Origin of the sequence: Providencia sp. wls1922 (assembly GCF_009706505.1) — a bacterium.
Lineage (GTDB): Bacteria > Pseudomonadota > Gammaproteobacteria > Enterobacterales > Enterobacteriaceae > Providencia > Providencia lanzhouensis.
The window spans coordinates 10,953-28,640 of the sequence record NZ_WLUG01000022.1; the positions used below are offsets into that span (position 1 = coordinate 10,953).

Annotated in this window: 19 protein-coding genes and 1 pseudogene; 7 read left to right on the forward strand and 13 right to left on the reverse strand. The window is 34.4% G+C overall.

The genetic code is table 11. The features are described 5' to 3' along the window. The 13 genes and pseudogenes from GKR71_RS20280 to GKR71_RS01020 form a co-directional block, all read right to left on the reverse strand. The gene (locus GKR71_RS20280) at nucleotides 1-1,035 is read right to left on the reverse strand and encodes an EpsG family protein (protein WP_154633809.1); all 1,035 of its coding nucleotides are present in this window, start codon (nucleotides 1,033-1,035) and stop codon (nucleotides 1-3) included. Next, nucleotides 1,028-2,134, reverse strand: coding sequence for a polysialyltransferase family glycosyltransferase (locus tag GKR71_RS00965; RefSeq protein WP_230084993.1), 1,107 nt, complete (start codon nucleotides 2,132-2,134; stop codon nucleotides 1,028-1,030). Before GKR71_RS00965 ends, GKR71_RS20280 begins: the two co-directional genes overlap by 8 nt. Beyond that, nucleotides 2,134-2,828: pseudogene (locus GKR71_RS00970) on the reverse strand (IS1 family transposase). The gene GKR71_RS00965 and the pseudogene GKR71_RS00970 overlap by 1 nt, the downstream one beginning before the upstream one ends. Nucleotides 2,829-2,862: 34 nt before the next feature. Further along, nucleotides 2,863-3,882, reverse strand: coding sequence for a glycosyltransferase (locus tag GKR71_RS00975; protein WP_154633811.1), 1,020 nt, complete (start codon nucleotides 3,880-3,882; stop codon nucleotides 2,863-2,865). Next, nucleotides 3,869-4,843 (reverse strand): NAD-dependent epimerase/dehydratase family protein, encoded by a 975-nt coding sequence (locus GKR71_RS00980; protein WP_154633812.1) that lies wholly within the window; start codon nucleotides 4,841-4,843, stop codon nucleotides 3,869-3,871. The genes GKR71_RS00975 and GKR71_RS00980 overlap by 14 nt, the downstream gene beginning before the upstream one ends. Then, a complete protein-coding gene (locus tag GKR71_RS00985; protein ID WP_154633813.1) occupies nucleotides 4,833-5,525 on the reverse strand; it encodes a WbqC family protein in 693 nt (230 codons plus the stop codon). The genes GKR71_RS00980 and GKR71_RS00985 overlap by 11 nt, the downstream gene beginning before the upstream one ends. Then, nucleotides 5,525-6,637, reverse strand: a complete 1,113-nt coding sequence (locus tag GKR71_RS00990; RefSeq protein WP_154633814.1) for a DegT/DnrJ/EryC1/StrS family aminotransferase — start codon at nucleotides 6,635-6,637, stop codon at nucleotides 5,525-5,527. Before GKR71_RS00990 ends, GKR71_RS00985 begins: the two co-directional genes overlap by 1 nt. A 9-nt stretch (nucleotides 6,638-6,646) precedes the next feature. After that, nucleotides 6,647-8,086, reverse strand: coding sequence for a lipopolysaccharide biosynthesis protein (locus GKR71_RS00995; RefSeq protein WP_154633815.1), 1,440 nt, complete (start codon nucleotides 8,084-8,086; stop codon nucleotides 6,647-6,649). Between the two features lie 4 nt (nucleotides 8,087-8,090). Further along, nucleotides 8,091-8,954, reverse strand: a complete 864-nt coding sequence (gene rfbA / locus GKR71_RS01000) for a glucose-1-phosphate thymidylyltransferase RfbA (protein WP_230084992.1) — start codon at nucleotides 8,952-8,954, stop codon at nucleotides 8,091-8,093. A gap of 2 nt (nucleotides 8,955-8,956) precedes the next feature. Continuing rightward, nucleotides 8,957-10,015: a dTDP-glucose 4,6-dehydratase gene (gene rfbB / locus GKR71_RS01005; RefSeq protein ID WP_154633816.1), complete on the reverse strand. Its 1,059-nt coding sequence runs from the start codon at nucleotides 10,013-10,015 to the stop codon at nucleotides 8,957-8,959. A 301-nt stretch (nucleotides 10,016-10,316) separates the two neighbouring features. Continuing rightward, on the reverse strand, nucleotides 10,317-10,892 hold the full coding sequence (locus GKR71_RS01010; protein WP_154633817.1) for a hypothetical protein: 576 nt from the start codon (nucleotides 10,890-10,892) through the stop codon (nucleotides 10,317-10,319). Nucleotides 10,893-10,963: 71 nt separating this feature from the next. Beyond that, a complete protein-coding gene (locus GKR71_RS01015; protein WP_154633818.1) occupies nucleotides 10,964-11,173 on the reverse strand; it encodes a helix-turn-helix transcriptional regulator in 210 nt (69 codons plus the stop codon). 105 nt (nucleotides 11,174-11,278) lie between these two features. Next, nucleotides 11,279-11,866: an inovirus Gp2 family protein gene (locus GKR71_RS01020; RefSeq protein ID WP_154633819.1), complete on the reverse strand. Its 588-nt coding sequence runs from the start codon at nucleotides 11,864-11,866 to the stop codon at nucleotides 11,279-11,281. Nucleotides 11,867-12,299: 433 nt separating this feature from the next. On the opposite strand from GKR71_RS01020, the gene GKR71_RS01025 reads away from it, so the two are divergent. From GKR71_RS01025 to GKR71_RS01055, 7 genes are all read left to right on the forward strand, one after another. Next, nucleotides 12,300-13,238, forward strand: a complete 939-nt coding sequence (locus GKR71_RS01025) for a hypothetical protein (RefSeq protein WP_154633820.1) — start codon at nucleotides 12,300-12,302, stop codon at nucleotides 13,236-13,238. Nucleotides 13,239-13,294: 56 nt separating this feature from the next. Then, entirely contained in the window at nucleotides 13,295-14,167 is an 873-nt protein-coding gene (locus GKR71_RS01030) for a GTPase family protein (protein WP_154633821.1), read from the forward strand. Between the two features lie 91 nt (nucleotides 14,168-14,258). Continuing rightward, nucleotides 14,259-14,684: an antirestriction protein gene (locus GKR71_RS01035; RefSeq protein WP_154633822.1), complete on the forward strand. Its 426-nt coding sequence runs from the start codon at nucleotides 14,259-14,261 to the stop codon at nucleotides 14,682-14,684. Nucleotides 14,685-14,697: 13 nt separating this feature from the next. Beyond that, nucleotides 14,698-15,534, forward strand: coding sequence for a DUF932 domain-containing protein (locus GKR71_RS01040; RefSeq protein ID WP_154633823.1), 837 nt, complete (start codon nucleotides 14,698-14,700; stop codon nucleotides 15,532-15,534). 210 nt (nucleotides 15,535-15,744) lie between these two features. Next, complete coding sequence (locus GKR71_RS20285; protein WP_088206862.1) at nucleotides 15,745-16,452, forward strand: helix-turn-helix transcriptional regulator; 708 nt, start codon at nucleotides 15,745-15,747, stop codon at nucleotides 16,450-16,452. Continuing rightward, on the forward strand, nucleotides 16,449-16,655 hold the full coding sequence (locus GKR71_RS20290) for a hypothetical protein (RefSeq protein ID WP_154633824.1): 207 nt from the start codon (nucleotides 16,449-16,451) through the stop codon (nucleotides 16,653-16,655). Before GKR71_RS20285 ends, GKR71_RS20290 begins: the two co-directional genes overlap by 4 nt. Nucleotides 16,656-16,759: 104 nt before the next feature. Continuing rightward, complete coding sequence (locus GKR71_RS01055) at nucleotides 16,760-17,326, forward strand: hypothetical protein (RefSeq protein WP_015422297.1); 567 nt, start codon at nucleotides 16,760-16,762, stop codon at nucleotides 17,324-17,326. Nucleotides 17,327-17,688: the final 362 nt, after the last annotated feature.

The following is a 17,688-nucleotide window of genomic DNA, read 5'->3' on the forward strand; positions in this document are numbered from 1 at the left end:
TCAGATTATATATTGCATTCTACTATAAACATGTGTAAAAAAACTTATAGAAATAACTAAAAATAAAAAACAACCAAATTTAGTAAATTTCAGCTCGGAATATGACTTGTGATAATTTAAGCTATTTAAAAACATAAACAAAATGACGACATAAGATATACGAGTAAAAATTTGATTATAAAAAAAGAATAAACAAGAACAACAAAGTAAAATAAAAATAAATTTATTAATTATGTTGTTTATGTTGAATTTTTTAATGTAATAAAAAGACAATAGAGAAAATAAATAAATATTTAAATAAATTACAAATTTCTCCTTGCTATCAATTAAATCAAATCTACCCGCGCCCCAATGGCCAGATAAATAAGTATTAAACCCCCCCCTACCAAATATGCTAGATACATCCAAACCTTGCATAAGTTGAGTTATATAATTTGATGCTTGAAAAAATAAAATTGATAGTGAAATACAAATAAATAAAAATAAAAAAGCACTAAATTTACTTAAATTAGGAATTAGACGAGAAATTATAAATACAAGAAAGAAAAACACCATAAAAAAATGCATTGATATAGATAATATAGCAAATAAAAGCTTAAAAATTTTTTTGTCACATGTAAAGAAAAGTAATAAAAATGCAATCCCACAGCCAAATCTAATACCAGATACATAATCAAATATTGGTAAGATCATCAGACAAATTATAAAGCTAACAGTTTTTTTTATGGAAGATAAGTTTTTCGCATATTGATAATTAATAAAAAAAACAGATAAAAAAATAATACTTAAAGTAAATATAGATAAAAACTCTTTATTTAAGCCTAAAGAGTTAATGATAAATATTAATATTGACAGACCAAAATAACTATCATATAGATACTCAATATCATTACTTGCATGGAAAAAATCAAATAATTTGTAGTGCCCATAAAGATCTAGTTTATAATTAGGTTCATATCTATAAAAATAAATGCATGATACTAACCAAAGGCAAGAGGCAAAAAATATATAGAGTGAGTTTTTAGCGTTAATCATTATCTTTTGCCTTTTTTCTAATCATACTCATATATGGTAACTCAGGAAAATCTTTTGTTCCAAAATTAACCACCTCATTTGAAATAAGACTAAATTCTTTAACACCACTTGAATAAACACTTATGACCTTATCGAAACGTTCGTTTTTTAGCCTTAGAAGAAGCTCATAAGGAAAATCTTTAGGAATCCAGCCTGCTTCAGGAAAATAAAATGAATAATCAATATTACTTCGAGGATGTGGTTTAATAATAATATCTTTTTCGCTAATTTTTTCACATTTTAATATATGTTTATATATTGATATTTCATAATCAAGACTGCTAACTAAACCATCTTCAAAAAATGGTTGTAAAAACATAATACATTTGTTATTGAAAATAAATGATTCATATCCAAACAACTCACATATTAATAAATAATCTCTTTCAGATAAATCATTTATTTCCTCAAAAATATCAACATATTCACAGTTGTAATTTAAATTAAATACTTCATACTCTTTCGTTAACAAATAGCGGTATTTAGTTAAGTTAATATCACAGTTAATATTAAATAAAAATTTAAATAATAAATTCCTTCTTATTTTGCTCAGTTTTATTTCGTCTTTGTAACTACCGGTTAATAATTTTTCAGTCATAAGACTATCATCAATCTGAACTACATCCAAATTATAGTTATCTTTTTCTTTTGTTATCACTGCACCAGCTCCAACAATTGAATTTTTTGTTATTGTAATACCTTGAATAATAGTTGCATTTGCCCCGATATAAACAGTATCGGACGTAGTTACGCCTCCACATAGTGTTGCTCCAGGGGCTATATGATTATTATTTCCGATTTTGCAGTCGTGTTCGATAATCGAGCCAGTATTTATAATACTGTTTTCTCCAACGGTTACACCGGTTTGGATAATAGCTCTAGGTAATACTTGAGTTCCAGGTCCGAGCTCTACATAGTCAGAAACAATTGCACTATTAGCAATAACCTTATCAAATTGATATCCCATTTGCATAAAATGAGCATTAACTTTCTCTCTGATATTAGAATAAGGGAGTATACCTACCCCATTTATCGGTCGTGTATTCAATATAGAGATCATCACAATAGGTAATGCTCCCGTTCTATGAATGTGCCGATGATTTTGTCATGCATTTCAGGCGACTTCGAATAACCTAACGTCTTACGATTAAGACGCTTTAAGCGATTTCTTAAATTCAAATTCTCTCTTTCTATTCGTTGGGTATAAAACTTACTTGCCACGTGTTTTTGTTTGGGCAATATCTCATAAGCACTGAACTTATCCGTACACCAAAAAGCCACATTAAACCCTGACAGTAAAGCCAGCAACTGCCGAAGGGTTCTCTTATTTCGATGATCAAATGTATGCGCAATAATTCGTTTTAGGCGAGGTTCCCAAGCATACCAGAGCCAGCGTTGTTGTTTCTTATTAGCCACAAAAGACTATTGCTCATCGACTTTGCAAAGCAACCCAATATGCAAATTATAAAGAGGTAAAGACGTCACCTGCTGTGGTAAGAGTATTAAAGTGTAAACAATAGCATTAATACTAATAAGAAGAACTATAACGGTATCACAAATACTGGAGTTATTCATCGCTGGAACGATAATTTTATCTTTGGTGCCGAGTTGAAGGTACTATATTAATAACCAAGTTAAAAGCTTCGGCGGCAATCTTGATAATGATAACGTTGATGGTTACTACTCCCTAATTTAATTTTTTTCACTGTGTGAGTTTGTTGACAAAATGGACACTTTATATTGACTTTAGCCATTAATATTCTCAAGTAAATTACCCTCTATTACAGGTTAATTACCAGATTGAATACATGTCCCTATTTTCCTTACTAAAGATGTAAACATGATTTTTGAATAATCAATGGGACTACTAAAGAAATTAATAATTATGTTAAGAATGAAAATAAAATATTTTTTTTGCCGTAGATAAGAAAGAGTAATGTCCTTTTTATATATGCATGATTTTTTATTTAATGCTGATTTTTCTAGTTTATTCAACTGTAATTGATTGGAGATGAATTTATTACAATTGATTCTATTTTTACGGTCAGAAATAATCTTGTTAAAGTTTAATGATTGGCTCCAACTTCCAATAGAATCTCTACGATATATTGACGTTATGTCAGGTAGATATATACAGCCATTATTATATGAAGCAAATAGTTGTATATAATAATCACCAACTGGCGCGATAGTATAGAACCAATCTGGTAATGATACAATAATATTTTTTTTAAAGAAAAAGGTTGCTGTTGGATAAAAGTCTTTTTTAGGTCCAAGTATGCAATCAGCAAACGAAATATATCTTTTAGTGTTTCCTAAATCACAAAATTTTTCTGTTGTTCCATCTGGGTATAAAGATAGTGCCTGAGTTATAATAAGATTTACGTTAGGATTTGAAATTAATTCTTTGATTTGTTTTTGAAGTTTATACTGGTCGATCCAAAAATCATCACCTTCGCATATAGTTACACAATTACCATCTAAATAAGGTACCGTTAAAGAAATAATTCTCGGGCATTTAGAATACTGATTTTCTTCCTGTAGTATTAATTTTATAATATTGGGAAACTTTTTTTTATATTCTAAAATTATTTCTCGAGTATTATCTGTTGATTTATCATCGTGAATAATCAATTCAAACCGATACTCTGTTTTTTGTGCCAATATTGAATCAAGTGCATCTCTTATATAATTTTCATGATTATAAGCAATACAAACACAACTAATATAAACTTTATCAGTATATTTCCAATGTGATTTTATTTCATCTTCTGTTTTTGGGCAGATTAATTTATTAATTTTTTCCATAAAGCAATTCTTCTGATAAGTTATTTTTAATATCCTCTAGCATTCTCTCAACATTATATTCTGGTAGATACGAAAAATCTGCTGTAGTTTTTGTCATGTCGAAAGTAAAATTAGGTTGTGATGAATTGTTTTCTTTATAGATTATTTTAGTTTTCCCATCCTTAGAAAATACCTTGATCATAGCGCTCACAAGTTCTTCTAAAGATACAGGATTACCCGTTCCTGCATTATAAATGCCTTGTGCTTTAGGGTTATCTATGGCTAAAGAAATTAAACGAGCAAAATCTTTGATGTAAGGCATATCTTTAGAATTATTTTTATCACCCCAAATTTCTATTTCATTATAATGAATTATATTTCTGATCATTTTTATGTAAGCTTTTGTTTTTAATTCACCATCAACATAGTAATCTACTTTTTCATCATAGCAATACACTGTTGGGATCCTAAAAATAATAGTTTGCAATCCATATTGTTGATGGTAATGCTCTATCATTTCACATGCAGTGACTTTAGATATAGCATAGACGGCATGATCTCCAGTATAATTAAGTGTAGCGGGTGCATCAGCTTGAATTGGAACTCCATTATAAAAATTGTTAAAGCGATCTGAAAAAGTCATTATATAAATTAGTTTTTTGATATTATTTTTACGACAAAATTCTAATACGTTAGTCGTGCCATATATATTCACGTCGAAATATTTATTGGGATGATATCCTTGCATTGTTGCGGGCATTGCTCCAGCAATAAGAATAATACAATCATAGTCAGTATCAAGTTTATTAAAATCATTTTCTTGAGTTATATCTAATTGTATATATTTAATTTTTTCGGAATTTTTTTTATTATTTAAATATGTACCTGTTACTGAGTAGTTTGAATAAATTTCATTACAAACTCCTTCACCTAAGCTACCAGAAGCTCCTATAATTAATATTTTTTTATTTTTAGCTGACATGATATGCTCCTAATAATTTAATAATCTGCTCTTTATCTATATTCATTAATAAATCAATAATTGATAAGTTACTTTCGAAATTATCACTATTAAATTGAGTGTATGAAAAATCACTCATTTCTATGAAATTTAACTCTATATTTTTAGCTTTAAATTCATCCTTGCTATATAAATGTTTACCACCAGAAGTATTTGTATACATCTGTGCGTTATATAATTTGCAAAAAGAATAAAGTTTATTTTTAGCATCTAATTCTCTATCATAGTCAATATTTGAGGAAAATTCATATTCAAATGGTAAGTTTAAATAATCAAACACTTCTATAATTGAATTAGATGCTATTTTAGCGACGCTTCTGTTATTAGATAATAGTATTCTTTCTATCATCGAGTAAATTTCATTAAAATTTGGAGCTTTGGAGTAGGCTTGTTGTATAGTAGTTAATACTTTTTTAATATTATTGGAAAACTCAAGTTCATTAATTTTCTTAAAGCTAGATGCATGGTTTATAGGGATTGTGAATAATTGTTTTCCATTTTTTGTTAAAATATTATTTCTATTTATGTAGCCACCTTTTATATAATTGACGTCATCATAAAAGATAAACATATCACTATGATATGCTAGTTGATAATAACCAAGATATGGAAATAAATAGGGTTGCATCACTGCTAAATTCATTAGTCTATGACCACTTCAAGTTGTTTTAATATTAGATTTATATCTTCTGTAGTAATTGTATGATGTATTGGCAAACAGATTACATTATCGGATACAGCTTTAGATATACTCAAGTCATGTTTAATAATATTAGGGTTTCCTTTATAAAAGTCGAAGTCTGTAATTAAAGGATAAAAGTATCTTCGACATAAAATATTATTTTCTCTCAACTTAAAGTAAAGCTGATCTCTGCTCATTCCAAATTCATTTTCATTAATAAATATTGGAAAATAAGAATCATTAAAACTAACACCCTCAATAGATGATAAGCAAGTTAATCCTTTTATATTATTAATTTTTTCGCGATATAAATTAGCAATATTATTTCTGATACTAATAGCATTATCAATATGTTTCAGTGTTGCTAAACCAAATGCAGCTTGTACTTCATTCATTTTTGCATTTGAGCCTAACATTGATATTTCTGTTTCTGATTCATAACCAAAGTTTTTTAACCTATCTAATTTTTCTTTCATTTCTTTGGTATGGCAAATAATAGCACCACCTTCAATTGTTGAGTATGCTTTAGTTGCATGAAAACTCAAAATTGATAGATCTCCCCAATTTAATATAGATAAACCATTTTTAGTTACACCAAATGCATGTGCAGCATCATAGATTACTTTTAATCCATGCTTATCAGCAATTTTTTGAATAGCATCATGATCGCAAGGATTACCATAGACGTGAACCGGTAATATCGCTGACGTATTTTCAGTAATTGCTTCTTCTATTTTTTTAGGATCGATATTAAAAGTATTTGGGTCGATATCAACAAAAACAGGTTTTAAGTTGTTGAGTAGAATTGCATGGCTGGTTGCCACAAAACTATAAGGTGTTGTAATAACCTCACCTTTTAGCTCTAGAGATTGTAATGCGGTGATTAAAGCTAATGTGCCATTTGAAAATAGTGAGATATAATCAACTTTGAGATAATCACATAGTTCTTTTTCGAGTAATTGATGATAGTGCCCATTATTGGTTAGCCACTTTCTTGACCAGATATCTTCTAAATATGGAGTTAACTCTTCTAATGGCGGTAATAATGGAGACGTTACAGTGATATTATTCATGATTTTTTATTAATTTCTTTGGCAAATATTTAAGATAAGGTATTGGTATAAGTCTTTTTGCAATAAACGTATGCTGATGATATATATGGCTATAGCAATAGTAATCGTTATTGTAATAGAAAACCATGTTGACAGTGTCACTAAATGGGTTATAAGCCAAGCAATTGAGCATGCTGCAATTGCTATTAGCCATATAGGTAACAAAGCTTTTAATTGTATTATCCCTGATAAATTTCCAATCCTACCGTTATAGTATGTATTGATAAATAAAGCTATATAGGATTGAATGACAATCCCGATACAAATAGCATTAATGCCATAAGGGATGGTAATTATTAGAATAATCGTAATGATCACTTTTTTGATAACTTCTAACTTTAGAAAAAGATCTGACCTACCTTTCACTTGTAGATAATTTAGATTTATTGCATGAATAGGGTAAAGCAGAAATCCCATTGCTAATATACTAGCGAGTAGAGCAGCCGGTTTCCATTCGATACCTAATAATTCAGGAATCAGGGGGTCAGCTATTGTCCCTAGTCCAAATAATATCGGAAAGATAACTACAGCGGACAATCGTAATGTTAGTAAGTACGCAGCATTCAATCGGTTTTCATCATTTTGAATACTACTTAACATTGGGTAAGTGACTCTTTGTATAATAGCAGTCATGGTTGTAGCTGGAGTTTTTATCAGCTGATTAGCTTGGGTAAAATATCCGACATCTAATACATTAAATTTTTTACCAATGACTATCTGATAAATATTTTGATAAATACTGTCAATAAGAGCAGATAGCATTAGTTTTGAACCAAAATCAAAGAGGTGCCCGAAGGATTCTAAGCTAAAATTTAATCTTGGTAACCATAGATGGAATATATTCAGAAAAATAACATTGAAAGCCGCGTATACCAACGTTTGTGCTACTAGTGACCAAACACCGAAGTTATAATATGCTAAATAAAACGCTACTAGACTGCTTATAGTAACTGCTATCAACGAGGCCTTCGCTTGAGTTTTAAAATCCATCTTTATGGATAATTTTGTTCGTTGAATAATACCAAATGAATTAATTATAACTACTAGTGCCAATACTCGAGTTAAAGGCGTCAATTCAGGTTGCTGGTAGAAATAGGCAATGTAAGGAGCACAAAAATACAGGAGAGTGTAGCAAGCTAAAGCAATTCCAATATTAAAGTAGAATGCAGTTGAATAATCGAGTTCTGAGCGGTCAAGCTTTCTAATTAATGCAGAACTTAATCCACTATCTACAAATACTTGGCTAACGGCAATAAAAACAGCCAACATACCTATAAGCCCGAAAGCGTGAGGGCCAAGTATGCGAGCGAGAACTAACATGACTATTAATTGAACGAGTTGAGTCGCTAACCGTTCAATCGCACTCCACTTAAGGCTTGAAGTGGCTTTTTGTGTTAAATTATGGCTCATATTATTATTTTAATAACGATAGTAAATATTCGCCATAGCTATTCTTAGCCATTAATTCTGCTCTAGTGAACAAATCTTCTCGTGTTAGCCATTTATTGTTATATGCAATTTCTTCTAAGCAAGCGACTTTATAACCTTGCCTTTTCTCTATAGTTTCTACGAACTGGGCTGCTTCAAGTAAGCTTTCATAAGTTCCAGTATCTAACCAAGCAAAACCACGACCAAGCATTTCAACATTTAATTCATTTTGTTTTAAATACATTTCATTTAGCGTTGTTATTTCAAGTTCTCCACGATGAGATGGTTGAACTTGTTTCGCTAGTTCAACAACTTGATTATCATAAAAATATAAGCCAGTTACCGCAAAGGTCGATTTTGGTTTTTTAGGTTTTTCTTCAATAGATATAACCTTTTTATTATTGTCAAACTCTACGACACCAAATCTTTCAGGATCTTTTACCTGATAACCAAAAACAGTCGCACCTTTTTGACGTACAGCAGCTTCTTTTAGTTTTGGGGTAAATGATTGTCCGTAAAAAATATTATCTCCCAGCACCAAACACACACTATCTGAACCAATAAACTCTTCGCCGATAATAAAGGCTTGTGCTAAACCTTCAGGTTTTGGTTGTATTGCATATTGTAATGAAATACCAAACTGAGAACCGTCACCTAATAAACGTTCGAAGCTGCTTTGATCTTCAGGGGTTGTAATAATAAGTATTTCACGGATCCCTGCTAACATAAGTACTGACAGCGGATAATAAATCATAGGTTTATCGTAAATAGGAAGTAACTGTTTAGATACTCCCATGGTTATTGGATATAACCTTGTACCTGAACCACCCGCTAAAATAATACCTTTCACTTTTAAGCCCCTAGTCTTTCTCTATTATATTTATTATTTTGAACTGATTCACACCATTCTGAGTTCTTTAAATACCATTCAACCGTTTTACGTAGACCCGTTTCAAATGTTTCGTCCGGTACCCAGCTCAGTTTATTTTTAATCTTTGTAGCATCAATGGCATAACGTAAGTCGTGACCTGGTCTATCAGTCACATAAGTAATTAGGTCGCTATAATTCTCAATATTATTCGGTTTGTTTGGTACAAGCTCTTCAAGAATGCTGCAAATTGTTTTCACTACATCAATGTTGGCTTTTTCATTGTGACCGCCAATATTGTAAGTTTCACCAATCTTACCTTCAGTAACGACTTTATAGAGCGCTCGTGCGTGGTCTTCTACATATAACCAATCTCTGATCTGTTGTCCGTTACCGTAAACAGGCAGAGCCTTTCCTTCTAATGCATTTAAGATGATTAAAGGGATCAGTTTTTCAGGGTAGTGGAATGGACCATAGTTATTAGAGCAGTTTGTTACGATGGTTGGTAAACCATAGGTACGTTGCCACGCTCTGACTAAATGATCACTAGACGCTTTTGACGCAGAGTAAGGGCTACTTGGCGCATATGGTGTTGTTTCAGTGAAAAGATCTGTTGTTGATTCAAGGTCGCCATAAACTTCATCAGTGGATATATGGTGAAAGCGGAAGGCGGCTTTTTTATCTGTTGGGAGTTGATTCCAATATTGGCGCACGACTTCTAATAATGTGTAAGTACCAATGATATTGGTTTGGATAAACTCACTAGGGCCATCAATAGAACGGTCAACATGTGATTCGGCTGCTAAGTGCATTATGGCATCGGGTTGATGTTGCTTAAATATATCCGTAATTAATTTTGCATCACAAATATTTGCTTGAATAAATGTATAGCGATTATTTTCACAAACAGAGTTAAGCGACTCTAAATTTCCTGCATAAGTTAGTTTATCGACATTAATAATAGCGTCATTGGTATTATTAATAATATGACGAACAACCGCAGAACCAATAAAGCCTGCACCACCAGTAACTAATATTTTCATTTGGGAGTAATAAGTCGTATTTTGATTATAAAAAACAGAGAGCTAAAAGTAGTTATCTCATGATTTTGGCACGCTACCGCCCCGGGCTTACAGCTACCTGTTCACTGATAATTCTTAATTTACCCAACTAATTTTGGCTATTATACCCAAATAAGCTCGAGTGAGATAGGCGAAGTTGGTTGTAATCTTTATCCACGCGGATATCAGATATGAGATTTGTCATGAGAAGGAATATCAACACAGTGAGTAGCACGCGTTAACGATATTAATCCTTTTGATCCTCCATATTCATTTACCATACTTATCGGCTGAACAATACATATTCATCCATAATAGCTGTTAATCCCCCATTTTCGGCTTGTCTGTCAATCACCCATTCCACAAGTTGTTCTTTGGATTTCAACTTAAGTGTATGGTTCCAATCGTCTAATGGTGACCCTAACAGCAAATCATACCAACATAACCAGACCAATTTCGGACGTATTTCCGGATCATTAAATTGCTGAAATAAACTGATTAACTTGTTAGCAAAGGCGTGCTGTTTAAGACGCGCACATTCACTGAGCAGTATCCCTTCCAGCATAGGGTGGTAGCGTAACAGCCGTTCATCAATATGAAAACTCAGGTTTAAATCCTCTTCTTCGGTGAGTTTGTCAGGGTAGGCGTTACCATACACCAGTCGATAGAGACGAGCAGGAATAACCGCCACCTGGCAGGCTTCATGACTCGAAAAACGAATGTACGACACCATCAAATAGTGACTGTTTTGAATGAGTGAATGACACATCCCCTGGCAAATGGACAACTTCGTATACCCATTTAACCAACGTTGATAATAACTCAATAACTCTTCATAACGAGCGGGCAGCTTTTTCATACTCTCGGTACTCCATAAATTAATTCATACAATAAATTGGGGTTAAATTGAATATGTTGACTTCGAAAGGGTTAATACCGAGAAGCCACAAGACGCGCTTGCAGCCATTGCTCTACTTCACTCTTTAACCAGCGAGAGCTACGCCCCAGTTTGATGGGTTTGGGAAACTCCCCCTCTTGGATCAATTTATAAAACCATTTATCTGTTAGTCCGGTTAAACGGGTTATAAATTTCATATCAACGCATTGATCATCTAATAAGGGAATCGCTTGAGTGCTCATTATTGAACTCCTGTCTTTAAAGTTAAAAGGCAGAAGGGATATCGATGAATATTTAGGGATATCTCTCTTCCAAAAGATATCCCCCTCATGTTTTTTATTGGTAGATTAACGGCTGCACCCAAAAGAACGCTCACCATCACCATAATATTTTGTATGTTCTTTGGCTAAGTAACGACAGCGCTGGTTTAATTCGAATATCGTGCTTTCATTATTAGGTTTATTATTATCTAGCCACGTTATGGCATTATCTGGAATATGAATTAAATAACGCTCCGCAGGGTAGTTCACACCAATAGCACTACACCATGCTTGCTGTATTAATGCATATAGCGTCCCTTCAGTTTTAACAAAGTCACCCACCCCCCAATAAACATCTTTATTTAACAGCAAAAGAACATGATAGTGTTTTTTGTTATTTATCTCACCGAACTCTCTGACCCAGACATAAGATAACGGGCATATGTGGTTACGCTTCCATATTTTATTCTTACGTTTTAGGTCAGCATTTATTTTGGCTTTTAACGATTCAAAGAATCGAGTGATGACCCTCGAATCGTTAAAGTGAAATATATTTTCAGATGGGAAACGCAAGTCAACCCGAATAGCAGTAACACGATTGTGAATTAAAAGTGCTTTACGGATAGTGTGGTTTATCTTTTGAATGTAATGCTCATTGTAGGTGTAACTAGACATGATTAATACCTGTGGTTGGTTTTATTTCATATCTAGAAGGGATGTTGTTAAAAATAGGCATTCATCATTTAACCAAGATGATGAATATATGGATAGATGAATCAGTGACAGGGTAATGTTTAATCTTTTAGATGTGGTTATGATGCTGGTTATCTTTATTAAAATAATACTATACCAACACGATAAAGCCTTTCTATATCTCATCATCAATGACAGTGACAGAGCGTTTTTGAACAAAGATGAACTGCTCCTTTTTGAGGAGAGTCAACTCTGATATTAATTTATCTAAAGATTAGCCTCACTCTAATAATAATTAGTGCAGTTATCGTGAGTTTTAGCACATAAATAGGGGTTTTCATGTAGTATAATGACACCTTAAACACTACGTAAAATACTATGTAAACATATGCAAAAAATACTACGTGGAGAATAAATGATAAATATAAATGTCAATGATAATTATTTGGAGTGCAGACAATATTATGCTGTTCTTTTCTATATGTTTTCAGAAAAAACACTGTCGTCTAATGAGCTTTATAAAATGATATCCGAAGCAAAGAATAAGAATGTGTGTACATTACTTAGTGAGTTAAATCAGCATGTCGGGAGTATATTTAAAAATGTTGATTATTATCTCAGAACGATAGAGAAAAAGATTATCCCAATAGAACAATTGTCTTTTTTAACGGATGAAAGAATATCATTTGTTATCTTAAACTTTCTCATGAAGTCGTATAATAAACACCTTATAGAAAATGATTACCCATCAATTATGACTGGCGTGTATAATTACTCTCCCTTGAACTTGAACCCTATCATGGGCAGGAATATCCCTTTTCATTATATTGTTTGTTTTTTGGACTTTTTAGTTTTGTTTATAAACCCTAAAGATTTTAATGAGACAGTCTTTTACATGAAAGATAAAGCTTCGTCTGTTTCTAAAGAATACCCCGATCCTTTTTTATTTTTACCCAGAAAGAATGAAGCATTAAAATGGATAGCCGAGAGGATGATCCGCGCAAATATTGCTGTTGATGATGATGTTAATGTTCTTATTCAAAATGAAAAATGGAAATTGATTATTTCCTGTTTTGATTATTGGGCTATTATTTCAAGCGTAGAAGCGGTCAAGCTTTTTCTATCTCAAACAAGAAAAGCTTGGAGCCAAAAAAAATATCGTGATGGTGTTAAAGATAAGGCTGTACTGAATACGTATATTTCCAAATCATCAATGGTAAAATTAAAAAAAATAGCCAAAAATCATAATAAAAATATTAACGAAATTATCGAGGCGATGATTGATCAAATTGATCTACCACGGGATTCCATTGAAGAACTCATACTGTTAGTTAAAAAGAAAAATTTAAAATAATTTCAAATATATATTATCACCTTGAATAATGATAATTTTATTTTCAAGGAGTTTGTATGAATCAACATATTGAACTGGAGAAGGCTCTCGCAGCCTTTCCCTTTTCATTTAAAACATCATTTTTTAACCAACTCAGTCAGCTCATCAATTACTCCCCCACCATCGGTTTGATGGGTAAAACGGGAGCAGGAAAATCCAGTCTTATCAACGCACTATTCCAATCGTCATTATCACTTGTGAGTGATGTTTCAGGCTGCACACGCCAAGTCCAACGCTTCAGCATGACGATGAACAACCATACTCTCACTTTTGTAGATTTACCCGGCGTGGGGGAAAGCCTTGAGCGGGATAAAGAGTACCACCAGCTCTATCGCAACTTATTACCAGAATTCGATTTAATCATTTGGGTACTCAAGGCCGATGACCGAGCATGGTCTTCTGATGAACAGTGTTATCGCTTTCTCACGAAGAAATGCGGTTACCAACCTAATCAATTTCTATTTGTCTTGAACCAAGCCGATAAAATAGAGCCTTGTCGCCAGTGGGATGAACACAACCACAAGCCATCCTCAGAGCAAACTGCTAACTTAAAATTAAAGCAACAAGCCGTCATAACCGCCTTTAAGCCGCATCATCCTGTGATAACAGTTTCTGCGGTCGAAAACTATCAACTCACTAAATTAGCAGAGCAACTCATACAGGCGTTACCGGCGCAAGCCAGTAGCGGAGTAGCTAGGCAACTGAACACCTCTTACCGGACGCAATCGGTGGAGAACGCCGCACGTAACGATTTTGGTCAATGTGTCAGTGATATTGTGGATACCTTAATCAATATCATTTCTTTGCCGCCATTGATAAGAAGTACGGTTAGCACCGTTAAAAACAGTATCGTATCCGTCGCTAAATCCCTGTGGAGCCTGTTCTTTTAACCTCTTACATTAAACCATTAATTATCACTCTCAGCGCTAGTCCCGTTAAGGACTGGCGCTTTTTTATTTCTTTTTCTTGGAGTATCAACTGATGAATAATACAGCTGAATCCGCTATTGCAATGACACTCGTCCCCAATGAACAACGCCTTGATTTTTGGCTCAACCACTTCGGGAGCGTGAAAGGCTGGACCACCTTTGAAGTGGTGATTTTTACTACCATGGGCCAGTTTTGTGAGGAATACTACGGCGGGTATTGGGAATATTGCACTTTATCCAATGGTAGCGCCTTTATTTATCTCGATTTAAATCAAGAGGAGCTTACGCTATTCAACCCGCATAACGGCAATGAAGCCATCGTGAGCCCAGAAGCGGCAGGGATTGTAGTGTGTCTGATCCTGTACAGCATTTGGTCATTCCAAACAGAAAGCGAAGTGATGTGCGACCGCTTTTATCAGTTGCGTGACTACGCGTTACAACATTCTGAATCTGCTGTCATTTTCCACTTAATTGATTAATCTGGAGTCTATCATGAGTTTATTAGCTTCGCGTTTTGGTTCTGCTAACAGTATTCGTCGTGAGCGTCCACTGACCATCGAAGAGTTATTCCGTACTGTACCGAGTGTATTTTCTGAAGAAAAACACGATTCTCGCAGTGAACGTTATACTTACATTCCCACCATCACCTTGTTAGATAGCCTGCAAAAAGAAGGCTTTTATCCGTTTTTTGCTTGCCAGACTCGTGTACGGGATATCAGTCGTCGAGAGCATACAAAGCACATGTTACGACTTCGGCGACATGACCAAATCACGGGTATACAAGTTCCTGAAATTATTCTGCTTAATAGCCATGATGGCTCAAGCAGCTATCAGATGTTACCGGGGCTTTTTAGAGCTGTGTGTTCCAACGGTTTGGTGTGCGGTGATGTATTAGGAGAAGTGCGTGTACCCCATAAAGGGGATGTGTTGAGTAAAGTGATTGAAGGGGCGTATGAGGTACTCAATACGTTTGAGCAAGTGGCTGAAAAACGCGAAAGTATGCAGTCGTTATTGTTACCCCCACCAGCCCAACAAGCCTTTGCTGAAGCAGCTTTGACCTACCGCTTTGGTGAAGAGTTCCATCCTGTCACACGAGAGCAAGTTCTACAGCCTCGACGCGTTGAAGATAAAAAAGAAGACCTTTGGACGGTGTACCAACGTTTACAAGAAAATCTGATTAAAGGGGGATTATCAGGCCGTACTGCAAAAGGTAAACGCGCTCGCACTCGTTCAGTTAATGGGATTGATGGCGATATCAAACTCAATAAAGCCTTGTGGGTGATGGCGGATACCTTATTTAACCAACTCGCCCCTTGCCAACCCAACTAATTTTCCCGCCCTGACAGGTTGTGTCGTTACGCCTTACTTTCTTATTGTTCAAATAAAAAGCATAACGCTATTTATCAATGAATTACTTATAGTGATTTTTCACTAAAAAGCCCAATGAGAATTTTCCCAACAGACATAACCTGTCAATCCCCTAAGTTAAACTCCCTCATTTCTTAATTTCCTAAAGTCTGTTATTGAGAGCAATACGTTATGTTTCAGACCAACCGAAAATATGAGCGCATGGCTGTGCGACTCTCTGCGTTGATTGCCCGCTTAATGGCAGGAGAAAGCCTTGTGCTCTCGCATTTAGTCCAAGAATTCAATGTTTCTGAGCGCACGTTACAACGGGATTTACGTGAACGCTTGGCTTATCTGGGTGTAGAAGGTCGGCAAGGTTGTTATCGCTTGCCCATCAATACGCTAAAAGCTTACCGAGACAAAGATGTTCTTACCTTTGTGAAACAGATTGGGATGACTCGCTTGTTTCCAGGGTTAGACAGCCGCTTACTCGGGTTACTGTTAACCCAGCAGCCTCATGCACCTTGTTTGATTTGGCATCACGCCCATAAGATTTCGGCTTTGCATGCTGATCATTTCTATCAATTGGTGTATGCCATTACCAGTAAGCAATCTATTAGCTTACTTACACCTGAGCGTCGATTTAATCCACTACAACCTTATCAACTGATTTACCGTGAGGGCCAGTGGTATTTATTAGCTGAATATCATCAGCAAGTGCATGTTTTGCTGTTAGAGGATATCCAGCAAGTTCAACCACTTAATACCCCCTTCACACCGAAACATGTAGTGATGCAACTGTCACAACAAAACAATTTTATCGCGGCCTTACCGCATTTTCGATTGATATCACAAGTAGTTACCTCTCTTCTATCACACAAAGAAAGGAACCGACCATGACATTATTAACCCCACTAACATCGTATCCCACACATTGCCCTCACTGTTCTTCTGAGCAAGACATCATTGCATGGGGTACGGGTTGGATGTGCCGCGATTGCAATTTTGAATGGATAACGCCGATTAAAAATCAAGACACTATCTCCAGTGAGATTAAGGAGAGACTGCAATTTTACGGTAAAGAAACATTCAGCCATTCATGAATTGAACACTTAATACTCTACACCTTAGAAAACTGAGCACCTATTAAGTGGTGCTTATCTTGCGTCAATATTGACGTATCTAATAATATTGAAAGGAATTTTAAATGAAAAAATATTTAGCTCTTATTACATCCGCATCATTATGTCTTATCGCTTCGCAAGCTTTTGCCGCCAGCAAGCCGCCTAAAGATACAATTTGGGAATATAAAGGTGATGGAGGTAAAACTTTATGGCAAGTCTGTGGTAGCCAAAACAGTACCTGTAAAATTGTCGGTTCAACCAAACATTATGTTGCCGTACTGAACCGAAAATCTGCCTCTGGGTGTGCATTTGGTGATTTTTATATCGTAGCGAGAACTGAAGGTTTTTGGCAACAACGAGATACCGGCACGTGTAGTCCAAATGCTTATATTAAAAAGGGCTACATCAACAATGGTCAATACTCTACGGTGGACATTGGTGTCGGAGGAACGATTGTGGCTCAGTACCCCATCGGTTATTGGAGTCAGAAGAAAGAATTTTCAGGTAAAAATCGCCCTCGTTGGAAAGAGAAAAATAGAATGCAAGGCGGGTTACAAACTAACATGAAAGCTTATGAGGATATTCAAAAATATGGACGTATTCAAAAAGAGACATTAGAAGAAATGGAGCGAGAGAAACAAAATCGATAAATGTGGATACATGTTCATTAGTCTCCATTCTTTCATCGTCAAGCTTAAACCACCTCCTAAGGAGGTGGTGATTGACCCAGTGAGGCTAACCGAGGAGCAACAATACCAGATTTTGATGCTGCATGAAGATAACTTATAAAATTATATTGTTTCATCAGCATCACGATTACTTGTATTAGATAACCATCAGAAAAAGTAAGAATTTCATCTGTTGGTACATGTGTTGGTATAAATAAATTTATACTTTTATATTTTAATTTATATCATGAGGTTAAGTATTATGTGCGAGTCCGGCCTTCGCACCAAAAATCAGACGCTTAGAGCGTCTTTTTTTATGTCTGGAATTTGTGAATTGTTGGTTT

What these genes read in the sequence shown, in the direction of transcription:
- GKR71_RS20280 (WP_154633809.1), bottom strand. Translation starts at nt 1,035, where the DNA reads ATGATTAACGCTAAAAACTCACTCTATATATTTTTTGCCTCTTGCCTT.
- GKR71_RS00965 (WP_230084993.1), bottom strand. Translation starts at nt 2,134, where the DNA reads ATGATCTCTATATTGAATACACGACCGATAAATGGGGTAGGTATACTC.
- GKR71_RS00975 (WP_154633811.1), bottom strand. Translation starts at nt 3,882, where the DNA reads ATGGAAAAAATTAATAAATTAATCTGCCCAAAAACAGAAGATGAAATA.
- GKR71_RS00980 (WP_154633812.1), bottom strand. Translation starts at nt 4,843, where the DNA reads ATGTCAGCTAAAAATAAAAAAATATTAATTATAGGAGCTTCTGGTAGC.
- GKR71_RS00985 (WP_154633813.1), bottom strand. Translation starts at nt 5,525, where the DNA reads ATGAATTTAGCAGTGATGCAACCCTATTTATTTCCATATCTTGGTTAT.
- GKR71_RS00990 (WP_154633814.1), bottom strand. Translation starts at nt 6,637, where the DNA reads ATGAATAATATCACTGTAACGTCTCCATTATTACCGCCATTAGAAGAG.
- GKR71_RS00995 (WP_154633815.1), bottom strand. Translation starts at nt 8,086, where the DNA reads ATGAGCCATAATTTAACACAAAAAGCCACTTCAAGCCTTAAGTGGAGT.
- rfbB (WP_154633816.1), bottom strand. Translation starts at nt 10,015, where the DNA reads ATGAAAATATTAGTTACTGGTGGTGCAGGCTTTATTGGTTCTGCGGTT.
- GKR71_RS01010 (WP_154633817.1), bottom strand. Translation starts at nt 10,892, where the DNA reads ATGAAAAAGCTGCCCGCTCGTTATGAAGAGTTATTGAGTTATTATCAA.
- GKR71_RS01015 (WP_154633818.1), bottom strand. Translation starts at nt 11,173, where the DNA reads ATGAGCACTCAAGCGATTCCCTTATTAGATGATCAATGCGTTGATATG.
- GKR71_RS01020 (WP_154633819.1), bottom strand. Translation starts at nt 11,866, where the DNA reads ATGTCTAGTTACACCTACAATGAGCATTACATTCAAAAGATAAACCAC.
- GKR71_RS01025 (WP_154633820.1), top strand. Translation starts at nt 12,300, where the DNA reads ATGATAAATATAAATGTCAATGATAATTATTTGGAGTGCAGACAATAT.
- GKR71_RS01030 (WP_154633821.1), top strand. Translation starts at nt 13,295, where the DNA reads ATGAATCAACATATTGAACTGGAGAAGGCTCTCGCAGCCTTTCCCTTT.
- GKR71_RS01035 (WP_154633822.1), top strand. Translation starts at nt 14,259, where the DNA reads ATGAATAATACAGCTGAATCCGCTATTGCAATGACACTCGTCCCCAAT.
- GKR71_RS01040 (WP_154633823.1), top strand. Translation starts at nt 14,698, where the DNA reads ATGAGTTTATTAGCTTCGCGTTTTGGTTCTGCTAACAGTATTCGTCGT.
- GKR71_RS20285 (WP_088206862.1), top strand. Translation starts at nt 15,745, where the DNA reads ATGTTTCAGACCAACCGAAAATATGAGCGCATGGCTGTGCGACTCTCT.
- GKR71_RS20290 (WP_154633824.1), top strand. Translation starts at nt 16,449, where the DNA reads ATGACATTATTAACCCCACTAACATCGTATCCCACACATTGCCCTCAC.
- GKR71_RS01055 (WP_015422297.1), top strand. Translation starts at nt 16,760, where the DNA reads ATGAAAAAATATTTAGCTCTTATTACATCCGCATCATTATGTCTTATC.